Annotated in this window: 13 protein-coding genes; 5 read left to right on the forward strand and 8 right to left on the reverse strand. The window is 64.4% G+C overall.

Annotated features, from left to right (window positions below; translation table 11 throughout):
• Nucleotides 1-105: 105 nt before the first annotated feature.
• Complete coding sequence (locus tag GR158_RS00005) at nucleotides 106-978, reverse strand: GyrI-like domain-containing protein (protein ID WP_160869118.1); 873 nt, start codon at nucleotides 976-978, stop codon at nucleotides 106-108.
• A gap of 181 nt (nucleotides 979-1159) precedes the next feature.
• Between GR158_RS00005 and GR158_RS00010 the strand changes: the two genes are divergently transcribed.
• On the forward strand, nucleotides 1160-1795 hold the full coding sequence (locus GR158_RS00010) for a hypothetical protein (protein ID WP_160869120.1): 636 nt from the start codon (nucleotides 1160-1162) through the stop codon (nucleotides 1793-1795).
• A gap of 56 nt (nucleotides 1796-1851) precedes the next feature.
• Here the strand turns inward: GR158_RS00010 and GR158_RS00015 are convergent, their stop codons facing one another.
• The 3 genes from GR158_RS00015 to recA form a co-directional block, all read right to left on the reverse strand.
• Nucleotides 1852-3087: a GGDEF domain-containing protein gene (locus tag GR158_RS00015; protein ID WP_134653313.1), complete on the reverse strand. Its 1236-nt coding sequence runs from the start codon at nucleotides 3085-3087 to the stop codon at nucleotides 1852-1854.
• Nucleotides 3088-3207: 120 nt separating this feature from the next.
• Nucleotides 3208-5868 (reverse strand): alanine--tRNA ligase, encoded by a 2661-nt coding sequence (gene alaS / locus GR158_RS00020; RefSeq protein ID WP_160869122.1) that lies wholly within the window; start codon nucleotides 5866-5868, stop codon nucleotides 3208-3210.
• Between the two features lie 310 nt (nucleotides 5869-6178).
• Entirely contained in the window at nucleotides 6179-7267 is a 1089-nt protein-coding gene (recA, locus tag GR158_RS00025; RefSeq protein ID WP_160869124.1) for a recombinase RecA, read from the reverse strand.
• Nucleotides 7268-7501: 234 nt separating this feature from the next.
• Between recA and GR158_RS00030 the strand changes: the two genes are divergently transcribed.
• Together GR158_RS00030 and GR158_RS00035 are read left to right on the forward strand one after the other, a co-directional pair.
• Nucleotides 7502-8449 (forward strand): carbohydrate kinase family protein, encoded by a 948-nt coding sequence (locus GR158_RS00030; protein ID WP_160869126.1) that lies wholly within the window; start codon nucleotides 7502-7504, stop codon nucleotides 8447-8449.
• Nucleotides 8450-8483: 34 nt separating this feature from the next.
• Nucleotides 8484-9410: a pseudouridine-5'-phosphate glycosidase gene (locus GR158_RS00035; RefSeq protein WP_160869128.1), complete on the forward strand. Its 927-nt coding sequence runs from the start codon at nucleotides 8484-8486 to the stop codon at nucleotides 9408-9410.
• A 59-nt stretch (nucleotides 9411-9469) separates the two neighbouring features.
• On the opposite strand, the gene GR158_RS00040 is transcribed toward GR158_RS00035, so the two are convergent.
• From GR158_RS00040 to cckA, 3 genes are all read right to left on the reverse strand, one after another.
• On the reverse strand, nucleotides 9470-9805 hold the full coding sequence (locus GR158_RS00040; RefSeq protein WP_134649942.1) for a hypothetical protein: 336 nt from the start codon (nucleotides 9803-9805) through the stop codon (nucleotides 9470-9472).
• 60 nt (nucleotides 9806-9865) lie between these two features.
• Nucleotides 9866-10012 (reverse strand): hypothetical protein, encoded by a 147-nt coding sequence (locus GR158_RS00045; RefSeq protein WP_160869130.1) that lies wholly within the window; start codon nucleotides 10010-10012, stop codon nucleotides 9866-9868.
• A 68-nt stretch (nucleotides 10013-10080) separates the two neighbouring features.
• Nucleotides 10081-12693 carry a cell cycle histidine kinase CckA gene (gene cckA / locus GR158_RS00050; RefSeq protein ID WP_160869132.1) on the reverse strand — a complete coding sequence of 871 codons (2613 nt, stop codon included), beginning with the start codon at nucleotides 12691-12693 and terminating at the stop codon, nucleotides 10081-10083.
• A 296-nt stretch (nucleotides 12694-12989) separates the two neighbouring features.
• On the opposite strand from cckA, the gene GR158_RS00055 reads away from it, so the two are divergent.
• Nucleotides 12990-14021 (forward strand): flagellar biosynthetic protein FliO, encoded by a 1032-nt coding sequence (locus GR158_RS00055; RefSeq protein ID WP_160869134.1) that lies wholly within the window; start codon nucleotides 12990-12992, stop codon nucleotides 14019-14021.
• A 119-nt stretch (nucleotides 14022-14140) separates the two neighbouring features.
• Here GR158_RS00055 and dksA read toward each other — a convergent pair whose 3' ends face one another.
• Nucleotides 14141-14560 (reverse strand): RNA polymerase-binding protein DksA, encoded by a 420-nt coding sequence (gene dksA / locus GR158_RS00060; RefSeq protein WP_160869136.1) that lies wholly within the window; start codon nucleotides 14558-14560, stop codon nucleotides 14141-14143.
• Nucleotides 14561-14984: 424 nt separating this feature from the next.
• Here dksA and GR158_RS00065 point away from each other — a divergent pair, with 424 nt between their 5' ends.
• On the forward strand, nucleotides 14985-15509 hold the full coding sequence (locus tag GR158_RS00065; RefSeq protein WP_160869138.1) for a histidine phosphatase family protein: 525 nt from the start codon (nucleotides 14985-14987) through the stop codon (nucleotides 15507-15509).
• Nucleotides 15510-15518 lie beyond the last annotated feature (9 nt).

Consider the following 15518-nt stretch of genomic DNA (forward strand, 5'->3'; position numbering starts at 1 on the left):
AAACCTCCGCAAGGCCATGGCGGCCTGATCGGCGCCCATAGGCATGAAAAGCCCGGCCATCGCGCCGGGCTTTTTTATTTGGGGGCGGGCTTGCCGCCGCGGGTCTCAGGACGCCGTATCGCCATCCGGCTGGAGCGGCAGGCCGATCTCCGTCAGCAGCGCCTCGGGCGCCACATCCCGCGGGCTGTTGAGATAGTGCTCGAACATCACCTCGTCGCGGATCGACCGGCCCGACGCGGGCAGCCATGCCTCGAAGAGCCAGCGATAGGCAGCACCCATATTCGCATAAGGCCCCTGATGACGCAGCACGGCATAGTCTCCGCCGGACAGCGTGCGTTGCTCCAGCGGCGGCGCGACGGCAGGCGCGGCATCGACCGTGACGCAGGCAAAGGAGCGCAGCTTGTCCTCGGCGACAAGATCGGGATCGTCGAGATACAAGCCGATCATGCGCATGCCGGGTCGAAAGAGGCCGCGCGAATAAAGCGTGCCGTAGAGCGCCTCGAAGGCCTTGCCGATGCCCATATAGGACCCGGTATGCGGAATGCAGAGCAGGTTCTGCGGCGGGAGCGTGCGGATCGTGACGTCGAACATGCCGGTGGTTTCCTCTTGGTTTTCCGTTGCGTAGGCACGGTGGGGTCCCTCCCGCCTGTAGCGGGCCGGCGGCATGCCATAGGCAACCGAAAAGGCCCGCGTGAAGGATTGAAGGTTGGGATAACCCCATCGCGCGGCGATATCGCGGACGGGACGATCGCTGCGCACCAGATCACCCGCCGCCCGGTGCAGGCGAAGCCGCCGGACGGTCATGGCCAGCGTCTCCTTGTGAACGGCGCGATAGACGCGATGCCAGTGATGCGCGGACAGGCAGGCAATTTCGGACAGGCGGTTGAGATCCAGCTCTTCGTCCAGGTGATCGTGGATATAGTCTGAAACGCGCGTCAGACGCTTCTCGTAGGCCGCCCATATGTCATTGCTGCTCATGTCTCGCCTCCCGTTCGCATGCCTCGAACCATGGCACGGTCCGACTTCGCAAATCTTGCTCATCTGCATGACCGCGCGGTTTTCCCTTGCGAGCGGTTTGATCCAGAGCGATGTGCATGGCAAAGTGTACCATCAGCCGCTATCCTGCGGAATTCATGGGGAGTTTCACACGGGAGACGACATGGCGCATTTCAAGATTGTTTATCAGAGTTATCCGCTCGACCTTGCCGTTGAGGAACCGCGCATCACCTTGCGGGCGAGCAGTGGATCCTGGCCCGGCCAGACGCTGGAAGACCATGTCGTCCTGGACTTGACCGTGACATCCCCAAAATTCTTCTTCGATCCCAACAATGACCCCGAGGATGACGTTTCCCAATGGTTGAACCCGGCGCTTGATACACAATGGCTCAAAATACCGGTGAAGCGCTTCGACAACCGCGATTATCGCAGCCTGCAGGACATCCGGGCAGACTTCCAGGGCGAAGGAACGCGAAACGCCCTGACGGGTGAGGATTGGTGGGAAGCCCCCGGCCTCATCACCACCTACAGCGACGAGTTTTTCACGCGTGCGGACATCGCCATCCGTCACGACGGCAACGGCACGTTTTCGGTTCAGCTCTCAGGCACAACCCAGTTCGACACGGCCTTTGACATCGCCTTCAGTGCTCCTCTCAGCGTCAGGTTGGTGGGCTATCGCAACACGGCGACGAAGGATGAACTTTTGGGCTGGTTCGACCGCTTTCTCAAGAAAGACGACTTCACCTTCACGTCTCTGCAACGCGGTGAAGACCTTTATCTCGACGGTACGGTCAAGTGACCGCCGTCCCAATCGTGCCGAGGCTCCGGGAAATTTCCAAAGAGGACGGGCGCGGGCTAACCGGCTGCGGCCGCTCCCGCATCGGGCGCGATGGTGGCCCGCAGGCGGCTCGCGAGGTCCGAGAGGCCTGACGACGGCTGGGCCCGCTTCACCCGGTCGCGGCCCTCGTCCTTGGCGGCATAGAGCGCGCGGTCGGCAGCGGAATAGAGACGATCGAAATCGGCGCCGAAGGTCTCGACATCCGCAAGCCCGATGCTCACGGAAAGGCTGATCGCGCGGCCCTCCCCGTCATCCAGCGACAGCGCGGCTATCTCGCGCCGCAACGACTGGGCGAAAGCCTCCGCCCGATCCATGCCATGATGCGGGGCAAACAGCGCAAACTCCTCACCGCCGAAGCGGCAGAACAGCATGCCACGTTCCATTCGCGCGGAAACGGTCTCGACGAAACGCTTGAGCACGGCATCGCCCGCAGCATGGCCATAGGTATCGTTGATGCTCTTGAAACGATCGAGATCGAAGACGAGCAGGCTGCCGCCGGACCGCCCGGCAAGCCGCGCCTGCACATCATCGAGGAAGGAGCCGCGATTGGCGATGCCGGTGAGCGCATCGGTGCGCGACGCCTGACGGTACAGTGCCTCCCCCCGCTCCTTGATCAGCACCAGCATGGCGACGGCCGCCAGGATCGTATGGGCGAACAGTTCCAGCGAGAAAATCGCGAACCATGCCGAATAGGCCGTGCCGTGGCCGAAGGCCGAAGGCGCCAGCAAGGTCATGGGCACGCGCAGGAAATAGATGACGCCATGCGACACGAAGAAGAGTGCGGCGAGAAACCGCGTCGGTAGCGGGTCGGTGCGTTGGCCGCGCCAGATATCCACGCCCGTCGCCACCGAATAGGCGGTGATCATCAGCGAAATGATGATGACGCGGTTGTTCACGTCCTGCGCCACCGCATCCACGCCCAGATAGGCAACGAGCCAGAGAACCGCTCCGGACAGCACGACGACGCCGTGGACCGGGCGGTTGTCGAATACCCTGAATCCGGCCCACGTCATGGCATAGCCGAAGACGGCGAGCATATTGGCAAGCCCAACCGTCACGAGCGGATAACCGAATGCACGAAAGGTGAAAAGCAGCGTGCAGAGCGAGCCCACCCACATGGACAGGCACCAGTAGCCCGCAGCCGCATGGCGCCGATCGGTCAGCCAGACCTGAAGCAGAAAGATCCCGACGACGGTGGTCGACAGGAACGTGCACATCATCAAGGTCGAAATACTGACGAGATCTTCGATCAAAACAAAAACTCCGCGCGGCACCACGCTACACGGAAACGTTGAAGACTTCGCAAACGAACGGCGGGCCAAGGCCCGCCGTAGCGTATCAGATCGGGTCGATTCCGGCCGCCGGCAGCGCGGTCAGCCGCCGATGGCAGCGGCCACGGCGTCGATCGCCTCGGCCGCCCTGGCGCCATCGGGCCCGCCGGCCTGCGCCATGTCGGGACGCCCGCCGCCGCCCTTGCCGCCGAGCGCTTCGGAGGCGACGCGCACGAGATCGACGGCGCTGAGACGGCCCGTCAGATCCTCGGTGACGGCGACGACGGCGCTCGCCTTGCCATCCGGCGAGACGCCGATAAAGGCGACGACGCCGGAGCCCAGGCTCTTCTTGCCCTCGTCGGCCAGGCTCTTCAGGTCCTTCGGCTCGACGCCCGTCACGACCTTGCCGAGATACTTGATGCCGGCGACATCGCGCACGCCATCGTCACCGCCGGCCGAGCCGCCGGACAGGGCGAGCTTCTTCTTGGCCTCGGTCAGTTCGCGTTCGAGCTTGCGGCGTTCGTCGGCGAGCGCCTCGACGCGGGCCAGAACCTCGCCGGGCTGCACCTTCAGTGCACTCGCAAGCGACTTCACGCGCTCGTCCTGCTCGGCGAGATAGGCGCGAGCGGCCTCGCCCGTCAGCGCCTCCAGGCGGCGCACGCCCGAGCCGACGGCACTTTCCGAGAGGATGCGAACAAGGCCGATCTCACCGGTGGCGGAGACATGCGTGCCGCCGCAAAGCTCGACCGAATAGGGCCGGTTCGCCTTGGCGCCGTGCAGGCCGGTGCCCATGGAGACGACACGGACCTCATCCCCGTACTTTTCGCCGAACAGCGCCATGGCGCCTTCCGCAATGGCATCATCCACCGACATCAGGCGGGTGGTGACCGGCGCGTTCTGCACGATGATCTCGTTGGCCATGTCCTCGATGACGCGCAGTTCGTCCGCCGTCATCGGCTTGGGATGCGAAACGTCGAAACGCAGGCGCTCGGGCGCCACGAGCGAACCCTTCTGGGCGACATGGGTGCCCAGAACCTCGCGCAGCGCCTCGTGCAGCAGGTGCGTGGCGGAGTGGTTGGCGCGCAGGCGCGACCGGCGCGCATGATCGACCGTGAGCACGACCGCATCGTCGAGCTTCAGCGTGCCGTTCTCGACGACGGCGCTATGCACGAACAGCCCCTCGCCCTTCTTCTGCGTATCGGTAACGGCAAGGCGGGCATTGTCCGAGGTGATGACACCGGTATCGCCCATCTGGCCGCCGGATTCGCCGTAGAACGGGGTCTGGTTCACGACGATCTGCACGCTGTCGCCGGCCTTGGCGCTGCCGACGGCCTTGCCGTCGACGACGATGGCCTGAACCACGCCTTCGGCCGTTTCGGTGTCGTAGCCGAGGAATTCGGTGGCGCCGTGCTTTTCCTTCAGCTCGAACCAGACGGCCTCGGTCGCCTTGTCGCCCGAGCCCGACCAGTTGGCGCGGGCCTCGGCCTTCTGGCGCTGCATCGCATCGTTGAAGCCGGAGAGATCGACATTGATCTCGCGGGCGCGCAGCGCATCCTGCGTCAGGTCGAGCGGGAAGCCGTAAGTGTCGTAGAGCTTGAAGGCGGTTTCGCCGTCCAGCATGTCACCCTTCTTGAGCGTGACGGTGGCGTCCGACAGCAGCGAGAGGCCGCGCTCCAGCGTCTTGCGGAAACGGGTTTCCTCGAGCTTCAGCGTCTCGGAAATCAACGCCTCGGCGCGCACGAGTTCCGGATAGGCGCGGCCCATCTCGCCGACGAGTGCCGGCAGCAGCGACCACATCAGCGGCTCCTTGGCGCCGAGCAGCTGCATGTGGCGCATGGCGCGGCGCATGATGCGGCGCAGGACGTAGCCGCGGCCTTCGTTCGAGGGCAGCACGCCGTCGGCGATCAGGAAAGCGGACGAGCGCAGGTGATCGGCGATGACGCGGCAGCTTGCGGCGGCCTCGCCCTCGGCCTTCGTGCCCACCGTTTCCTCGACGGCGGCGATCAGCGTGCGGAACAGGTCGGTCTCGAAAACGCTCTGCACGCCCTGGAGGATGCAGGCCATGCGTTCCAGGCCCATGCCGGTATCGATGGACGGACGCGGCAGCGGGCTGCGCTCGCCGGGTGCGGTCTGGTCGAACTGCATGAAGACGAGGTTCCAGAACTCCAGGAACCGGTCGCCGTCCTCTTCCGGCGAGCCCGGAGGGCCGCCCCAGACATGCTCGCCCTGGTCGATGAAGATTTCCGAGCAGGGGCCGCAGGGGCCGGTATCGCCCATCTGCCAGAAATTGTCGGAGGTCGGGATGCGGATGATGCGGTCGTCGGAGAAACCGGCGATCTTCTTCCACAGCAGCGCGGCCTCGTCGTCATCGGCATAGACGGTGACGAGAAGACGATCCTTCGGCAGGTCGAAGCCCTTGGTGACGAGCGTCCAGGCGTGCTCGATCGCCTGCTCCTTGAAGTAATCGCCGAAGGAGAAGTTGCCGAGCATCTCGAAGAAGGTCAGATGGCGTGCGGTATAGCCGACATTGTCGAGATCGTTGTGCTTGCCGCCGGCGCGCACGACCTTCTGGGCCGTCGTTGCCTTGGTGTAGGGCCGCGTCTCCAGCCCCGTGAAGACGTTCTTGAACTGCACCATGCCGGCATTGGTGAACATGAGCGTCGGATCGTTACGCGGCACAAGGGGGCTGGAGGCCACGACCTCGTGCCCGTTCTTGCGGAAATAGTCGAGAAAAGTCGACCGGATGTCATTCACGCCGCTCATATCGCGTCCTTCATCTTAGCACTGTCTGCACCGGAACCGGCGCGTCATCCACCCAATTGCCCCACAGCGACGCGACACCGCCTCGCCGGCCGGAGTGCCCGCCCGGAAGGCCTTGTGGACCGTCCATCCGCGAATTCCGTCGAAACCGCGCTTCGCCCGACGCCTTCCGAAGGAAGGCCTGAAACCGCGGGCATGCGCGAGAACTGAAGGCTTTTATCGTCCGGCCCGGCACCTGTCCAGACACGAAGAAACCGGCCCTTCGCGAAGAAAGGCCGGTTTTCCGTCGTTTTCCGAAAGCGTTGCGGGAAGACTACATGTTCGCCGCGTCGTCGGCATCGTTCGGATCGGGACCGCCGTTTTCCAGGAAGCGATCGGCGATGAGACCGGCATTCTGACGCAGCGACGTCTCGATCTCGCGCGCGAGGTCCGGGTTGTCACGCAGGAACGTCTTGGCGTTCTCGCGGCCCTGGCCGAGACGCTGGCTGTTGTAGGAGAACCAGGCACCCGACTTTTCGACGATGCCGGCCTTGACGCCGAGATCGATGAGCTCGCCGGTCTTGGAAACGCCCTCGCCATACATGATGTCGAATTCGACCTGCTTGAAGGGCGGCGCCATCTTGTTCTTGACGACCTTGACGCGGGTCTGGTTGCCGATCACCTCGTCACGCTCCTTCACCGCACCGATGCGGCGAATATCGAGACGCACGGAGGCATAGAACTTCAGGGCGTTGCCACCCGTCGTCACTTCCGGCGAACCGTAGACGACGCCGATCTTCATGCGGATCTGGTTGATGAAGATGACCATCGTGTTGGATTTGGAGATGGAGGCCGTCAGCTTGCGCAGCGCCTGGCTCATCAGGCGGGCCTGAAGCCCCGGCAGGCTTTCGCCCATCTCGCCTTCGATTTCGGCGCGCGGCGTGAGTGCCGCGACCGAATCGACCACCAGCACGTCGATGGCGCCGGAACGGACCAGCGTATCGGTGATTTCCAGCGCCTGCTCACCGGTATCCGGCTGCGAAATGAGGAGGTTCTCCAGGTCCACGCCGAGCTTGCGGGCATAGACCGGATCCAGTGCGTGCTCGGCGTCCACGAAGGCGCAGATGCCGCCCTTCTTCTGCGCCTCGGCGATGGTCTGCAGTGCCAGCGTCGTCTTGCCCGAGCTTTCCGGCCCGTAGATTTCGATGATGCGCCCCTTGGGCAGGCCGCCGATGCCGAGCGCCACATCCAGGCTGAGCGAGCCGGTCGAAACCGTCTCGATCTCCACCACGCTGTCCTTGCCGCCGAGCTTCATGATGGAGCCCTTGCCGAACGAGCGCTCGATCTGGGAGAGAGCCGCTTCGAGTGCCTTGCTTTTATCCACTGTTTTATCCTCTACGAGCCGCAAACTGTTCTGTGCCATTTTGTCCACCTTTAGGTTATTGAAGCAAGACAGGCAACGAACCCGCCGATGAAAGCTATGTACACATTTTGTTCTCTTTTTGCAAGGACCGTTCATCCATTTGAGTGAATTGGCAAATCAGACGTGTGTTCTACTTTCGTTTCAAGTGGATGATCGTGGATTGAAAACAACGGTTTGACCGCCCTGCAACCTGCCTGGGACGGACGAATCGGCATGCGGATGCGAAGGACTGTGATGACGGACAGAACGATACTGGTGATGGGCGGCGCCCATGTGGACAGGCGCGGGCGCATTGCCGGCGAGACGGTGCCCGGCGCCAGCAATCCGGGCGGGTGGTTCGTGGAAGCGGGCGGCGGCGCCTTCAATGCGGCGCGCAATCTCGCCCGGCTCGGCCGCCGCGTGCGGCTGGTCTCGCCGCGTGGCGGCGACACGGACGGCGAGATCGTCGCGGCCGCCGCACAGGCGGCGGGCGTCGAGGACACGCCCTTCACCTTTCTCGACCGCGCGACCCCGAGCTACACGGCGATCATCGAGCGCGACGGCAACCTCGTCATCGCGCTGGCCGACATGGAGCTTTACCGGCTGTTTTCGCCGCGCCGGCTGCAACAGCGCGCCATGCGCGAGGCGATTGCCGAAGCGGGCGCCCTGCTGACCGATGCCAACCTGCCGGCGGAAACGCTGGAGGCGATGGCGGCGATGGCGCGGGAAGCCGGCATTCCGCTTGCCGCCATCGCCATTTCGCCGGCCAAGGTCGTGCGCCTTGGAAAAACCCTGCCCGCCCTCGCCTTCCTGTTTATGAACGAGGCGGAGGCGCGCACGCTCTGCGGCGCCAGCCCGGAAAACCCGGCCGACTGGCCCGACGCGCTGCGCGCCGTCGGCCTTCGCGCCGGCGTGGTCACGCGCGGCGGCAGAGGCGTCATCGCCTTTGACGAGAAGCGTGCCGCTTCGGTGGTACCGCCGGCCATACCGGCGCTCGGCGATGTCACCGGCGCGGGCGATTCGCTCGCCTCCGGCTTTCTCGACGCGTGGCTTCGCGGAACGCCGATCGATGAGGCGTTGCGCCATGGCGTCGCCGCCGCCGTCATCACCGTGCGCTCGCCGCTCGCCGTCGCGGAAGAAATGTCGCAGACGGCCCTTGCCGACGCACTTTCTCTTGTGCCGCCTGCCGAAATCCTGTCATGAGACTTTTTTGCCCAAAATCCTTCAAGGACATCGCATGACCAGACCCGTCTCCTCCCTCCTGCCGATGCAGTATTCGGACGAAGTCGCCGCCGCCAAGGCCCGCGGCGCGCCGATCGTCGCCCTCGAATCGACGATCATCACGCACGGCATGCCCTATCCGGGCAATCTCGAGATGGCGCGCAGCGTGGAGACGATCATCCGCGACAACGGCGCCGTGCCGGCCACCATCGCCGTCATCGAGGGCGTGCTGCATATCGGCCTGGAAGCCGCCCAGCTCGAGGCGCTGGCGCAGACCAAGGGCGCGATGAAGGTATCGCGCGCCGACATGGCGTTTGCCATTGCCGAGCGCCGCACGGGCGCGACCACGGTCGCCGCCACGATGATCGGTGCTGCGCGCGCCGGCATCAGGGTCTTTGCCACCGGCGGCATCGGCGGGGTTCACCGCGGCGCGGAAGAGACCTTCGACATCTCGGCCGACCTCGAGGAACTCGCGCGCACCGGCGTGATCGTCGTCTGCGCCGGCCCCAAGGCGATCCTCGACATCCCCAAGACGCTGGAGGTGCTGGAAACGCGCGGCGTGCCGGTCGTGACCTATGACAGCGCCATCTTCCCGGCCTTCTGGTCGCGCGATTCGGGCCTGAAGAGCCCGCTGACGCTCAACAGCCCGGCGGCAATCGCCAACTTCCAGACGGTGCGCGACCAGCTCGGCGTCGACGGCGGCATGCTGATCGCCAATCCGGTGCCGCAGGCCGACGAGATCCCGCGCGAGGAGATGGAAATCTACATCACCCGTGCGCTCGACAATGCCGAGCGCGACGAGATCGCCGGCAAGGCCGTCACGCCCTACCTGCTCGACAGCCTGTTCCACCTGACCGACGGCCGCAGCCTCAAGACGAACATCGCGCTCGTGGAGAACAACGCCCGTCTTGCGGCCGAAATCGCCGTCGCGATGGTGGCTTAGTTGAAGAACGGAGGCGGCCGGCTTTGTCCGGCCGCTTTTCGCTACGCGACGTGGGAACACTAGCGATGCTTGGCGAACAAGTCTCGTTGGGCTTGGTTGATCGCGCCTTCGTTCCAATCCACTTCACGCTTTGACGGCGGGATGTGGTCGCGCCGACGGTCATTGTCGTAAAACAGAGTGCCATGGATGCCAAGCGCATCGCGCTTCAGGATTGGGCGGCTCCAGATTGGCGCCAACACAGCACCGGCCATTTCCTCTCCAAGTCGGTCGAGCAAATCCTCGGCCAATTCGATATCTCGTCCGTTCGGGAAGATTGCTTCAAACTCCGCCTCCGTCGCTTGGAAAAGGCTGTAGGTAGCGTTGTCAGCATCATCGATGATCTGGATGTTCTTCATGTCGCCGTTTTGGCATTGATAGAGCCCCGCTGCAACCGAAGTCAGCTATTCGGCCGGACGCTATACAAGCAGTGAAATTGCATCGAGCGAACGTCCGGACATCAAAAAATCAACCGTGCCGTCGCAACCAGAGAAGATCAACTCGCGAATAGCTTCTCCGGCATGATCCATCTCGCCACGACCAGATACTGGCTCAATTTTATCCAAGCCTAGTCTCTTGCTGTATTTGCAAGCAATATAATCACCGTCGGATAAGCACGTGAAGCGAAGACGCCCTACCCTTCGTCCAGCATTTCCCGCACGGCCTCGGCCAGCTGCTTCAGCGAGAACGGTTTTGGCAGGAAGCCGAACTTGGCATCGGCAGGCAGGTTACGGGCGAAGGCGTCCTCGGCGTAACCCGAGACGAAGATGAACTTGAGATCCGGATAGGACTTGCGCAGTTCGCGCAGCAGAGAAGGCCCGTCCATTTCGGGCATCACCACGTCGGACACGACGATATCAACGGCACCGTTCAATTCGTCCATGATGTCGAGCGCTTCGACGCCCGATCCGGCCTCGTGCACCGTATAGCCGCGGGTTTCCAGCATGCGCTTTCCGCCGCGGCGGACAGCTTCCTCATCCTCGACGAGCAGCACGACGGCCGAACCGCCGGTGAGGTCGCGTGGCTCCTTTTCGGCAATCTGCGCGACGGACGCGACCGGCTGGGCGCCGGTTTGCGCGGCATCGGCCGCGGTATCGGCGGGAACGGCCTCTTCCACATGGCGCGGCAGCAGGATGCGGAAGGTCGTGCCCTTGCCGACTTCCGAATCCAGATAGATGTAGCCGCCGGTCTGCTTGACGATGCCGTAGACCATCGAGAGGCCGAGGCCCGTGCCCTTGCCGACATCCTTGGTCGTGAAGAAGGGCTCGAAGATCTTGTCGATGATCTCGGGCGGTATGCCGGTTCCCTGGTCGGAAACCTCGACTTCGACATAGTCGCCGGGCGGCAGGTCGCGCAGGTTGCGGGCAGCGGCCTCCTCGGCCTCCACGTTCCGGGTGCGGAACGTGATGGTGCCGCCGTCCGGCATGGCATCGCGAGCGTTGACGGCGAGGTTGATCAGCACCTGCTCGAACTGGCCGAGATCCGTCTTCACCGTCCACAGGTCGCGGCCGTAATCGACATTGATCTTCACATTGGTGCCGGTCATCCGGTCGACCAGCATGCGCAGGTCGCCGATCACGTCGGTGAGGTTGAGCACCGTCGGGCGCATCGTCTGCTTGCGCGAGAAGGCGAGCAGCTGGCGCACCAGCACCGCGGCGCGGTTGGCGTTGCGCTTGATCTCCATGAGATCGGCAAAGCTTGCATCGGCGGGACGCGCCGACAGCAGGAGATGGTCGGACGAGAGCAGGATGGCCGTCAGCACGTTGTTGAAATCGTGCGCGATGCCGCCGGCGAGCGTTCCGACCGCGTTCATCTTCTGGGTCTGCGCCATCTGGGTCTCGAGCGCCTTCTGCTCGGTGATCTCCACGGCGTAGACGATGGCCGCCTCCTCCGGCGCCTCGTCGCTCTGGTCGATGACGGCGTTCACGTAGAAACGGAAATGCCGCCCGTCGTCGGCGGGATGCAGCGAATCGATCGGCGGGATATCGCCCTGCCGGTCCTTGGCCGCATCGAATGCCGCCTGGAGGCGCAGCCGGTCCGTCTCGTGCACGATGGTCTCGAGCTTGGCGCCGCGATCGATGTCGTCACGCGACACGACGCCGGAAAACAGCTTCAGGAACGGCGCATTGGTGCGCAGGATGCGGCCGTTGCCGTCGACGGAGGCGATCGCCATCGGCGTGTTGTTGAAGAAACGCGTGAAACGCATGGAGGCGATCGACGCGGACTGGTCGGTCTCGCCGCCCTCCTCGCGCGCCAGGACGATGGTGCGGCTGTCGCCGGGCGCACCGTCGCGCATGGAGGACACGCGGTGCACGATGCGCACCGGCAGGCTCTGGCCATTCGTCTTGCGCAGGTCGAGATCGAGCGTCTCGGTGCGCTTCAGGCCAGGCTCGGCCTGCACGGACTGGATGAGCGCAAGCCCCTCGCCCGCCACCACATCGGCGATCGACAGCGATCCCGGATGGAACTTCGTGAGGTCGATGCCCAGCCACTCCGCGAGCGTCGCGTTGAGATAGACGATCTCGCCCTTGCGGCCGGCGGAGAAGAAGCCCGCGGGCGCGTGGTCGAGATAATCGATCGCGTTCTGCAACTCCTTGAAGAACCGCTCCTGATCGTCACGCTCCGAGGTGATATCCGAGATCTGCCAGATATAGAGCGGCCGCCCGGCCTTCTTGCCGTTGGGCAGCACGCGGGCCTTCAGCCGGTACCAGTGCGCGCCGGAACCGGCCGAGGCGGACGCGTCGAGGGATTTCTGGACGCGGAATTCCTCGGCCCCCTCCTTCCCCTCGTGCAGGCCGTTGGTGAGGCGGTAGACGGCTTCCGTGGCGTCGCGGTTGCGCGACAGCAGCGTCTCGAGCGACTGCACTTCCGCGTCGCCCCGCGCGCCGGTCAGCGCGCCATAGGCGGCATTGGCATAGACGATGCGCCCCTTGCGATCCGTGATGACGGTGCCGTCGGGATGGCTGTCGAGAAAGGCATGTGCGAGATCGTCGGCACCGGCGGGTTCCGGCATGAACTCGATGAAGCCGATCAACGCCGACACGACGAAGAAGATGCCCGCCATGGCCAGCACGCCCAGCACGCCGAGCACGAGTTCGTTGTCGAGCTGATTCTTGAAAACGATGAAGGCACCGGCCGAGGCCGCCAGCACGACGGCCAGCAGCACGACGCGAAGCGCCATCGCCGGCCGCAAGCCGCGGTCCACGATCGGCAGATTGTCGTCGCCCGGCCGTTTCATCGTCGTCATCAATCCCTCATATGCAACGCGCCTGCCCTTCACGTGGCGCGGCAACGATGCGAGAATCATGTTTAGCTGCCCGAGGGAAGCGCAAAAAGCCGCCGAGGGGAAGCAAGGCCGCGAATTCACAGGGAATATTACCGCCAAAACCCTCGTATTTTCCGCGCGCCGCCATAGTTACGACGCAAGCGCGACGGCAATGGATGCTGGACAACCGTCGCCAAGCGCTTGTAGGACCTCGCAAAAGGCCGTCAGATGCCGTGGTGAGCGGCTGGGGCCGACCGGACAAAAGGAGTGCACGCGCCATGTTGCCTGAGATCCTCGCAGACAACGGTCAGAAGTTCGTCATCGCCGTGGTCGTCGTCCTGCTCGGCCTTCTCTGCCTCGCGCTGGTGCTGTGGATCATCCGGGGCCGTCCGTCCTCGCCCTTCATTCGCGGCGGCCGCAACCGCACGCCCCGCCTTGCGGTGCTGGATGCCGCCGCGATCGATACGCGCCGCCGCCTCGTTCTGGTGCGGCGCGACGACGTGGAACACCTCGTCATGATCGGCGGCCCCACGGACATCGTCATCGAATCGCGGATCGTGACGACGCCGAGCGAGAGCGCGCCGCCTGCCGAAAAGCCCGTCGAGACGGTCGAGCGAGCCGAGCCCACACGACGCGAACCCGCCGTCGCCGCCGTGGAGACGCCCGTGGTCACCCGGCCGGCGGCAAGCGTCACGGCTGCAACCCCGACCACCACCACCACCGAGCGACGGCCGGCCGCGGCACAGGATGGCGTCTCCGCCATGGGCAAGGTGCTCTATGCCGGCGATGAGGATGCGCGCCCGGTTCCCGCCCGTGGCGTGTCCCAGCCGGTTTCCGCCGTGCAGCAGACGCAGCCAGGCCAGCAGCAGCGCACGTCCGAAAAGCGCGTGGAAGACCTGCTGGAGCAGAACCGCCAGCGCGTGCTGACGCCGCAGCCCGTGGCAACCGCAACGGCTTCGTCCGTGGGCGCCGTGAACCCGACTGTCGTTCCCGCCCAGAGCCATCAGGTCGCGCAGCAGCGCCCGGTAACCGCCGTTACGGCGACGCCGGTCAGACCGGAAGGCAGCGCCGCGGACAATCCGGCCCTCGTCAGCGAATTCGAAAAGCTGCTCGAAGCGGAGATGGCGAACAATCCCGCGCCGACCGCCGGTGCCGGCCAGGTGCGCACCGCTGCCCAGCCGACGTCGAACCCGACGCAGACCGCCGCCATGGCCGGACAGGCGCAGCAACCGGCCGGCAAGAGCCGTGAGGAGACGGAAGCCGAGATGGCCCGCCTGCTCGGCGAGATCGCCGCCAACCGCAAGGGCTGATGCGGCCAAGAAAAAACCCCTGGAAGCGGAAGCTCCAGGGGTTTGAGTTATTTCGGCATCCTGAGGAACGAGCGTGAAGGGTTGGCCCCCGGTGCCCGTTTCGCCCGTCAGGCAGACGCCTATTCGTCGCGATACACCTTTTCGCGGCGCTCGTGACGCTCCTGCGCCTCGATGGACAGCGTTGCGATCGGACGGGCGTCGAGACGCTTGAGGCCGATCGGCTCACCCGTTTCCTCGCAGTACCCGTATGTCCCCTCGTCCAGGCGCTGCAACGCGGCATCGATCTTGGAGATCAGCTTGCGCTGGCGGTCACGAGCCCGAAGCTCGATGGCGCGGTCGGTTTCCGAGGATGCCCGGTCTGCGAGATCCGGATGATTGGCACTTTCTTCGGCCAGATGTTCGAGAGTTTCGCGCGCTTCGCGCAGAATGTCGTTTTTCCAGGCGTTAAGCTTCGCTCGAAAGTAAGCCCGCTGGTTGGCACTCATGAATTCATCGTCCTCATTGAGGACGAAATTGCTAAGATCGATCTTCTCACTCAACGCGATTCTCCTGAAGAACATCTCAAGGCGCGCTGTATATCCCTACAATTACGCCGTTTCAAGCCTTCTGAGACTTACCCACGGTTTTCACGCGTGCCTATGTTTTGGACCTTGCCAGAGTAATATTTCATCAAAATTACAATAGGATGGCAAAACAGCCGCTCCCATATCGCGCCGAAGACGGCATTGCCGCGGCCGTTGGAAGGAAGACCGCCTGCTCCGCCTTCGGCGCGTGCCGAGAATATAGGCACGACTTTCCGTCCCCCAAGGGCGCCCTATCAAGATTTTATTTGACGGGCCGCGCTGCCATTCCCCGCAATCGTGAATGCATCCGCCCGCGAAACCGGTTGATCTTTGCCGCGGGGAAAGACATGAAGTCGGAAAGCGGTTCTGATGGTCGGCCGCGGGCGGATGGAGCATCGATTTGACATCTCTCGGCACGCCGGCTTTCCGGCTCTACATCCTTCGCCACGCCCGCGCCGCCTGGGCGCAGCCGGGCCAGTCCGATTTCGAGCGCGCTCTTGACGACGAAGGCTTCGCCGAGGCGGAGGTCATCGCCGAAGAAGCCGCCGACCAGGGCTACCGGCCGGCCCTCATCCTCTCCTCCACGGCCCTGCGCTGCCGTCAGACGGCGGCGCCGTTCCGCCGCACGGTCGGCGAGGAGCTGCCGATCGATTATGTGGATTCGCTCTATTCCGGCGGAATCGAGACCTATGCCGAACTGGCCTTCGCCGCACGCGCGGAAACGTCGGTGATGATCGTCGGTCACAATCCGATGGTCGAGGCGTTCTTCCATAGCCTCGTCGGCCGTGAGATCGCCGAGACCGCGGCGCCCTTGGGCTATCCCACCGCCGGTCTCGCCATCCTGGATTTCGACAACCGCCCGACATACGGCGACCAGGGCGGCGCCTGCCTGGCGGGCTTCATGGCGCCGCGCCCCCTGCGCTGAAAGACGCGC

This window comes from Shinella sp. AETb1-6 (assembly GCF_009826875.1).
GTDB classification, from domain to species: Bacteria; Pseudomonadota; Alphaproteobacteria; order Rhizobiales; family Rhizobiaceae; genus Shinella; species Shinella sumterensis.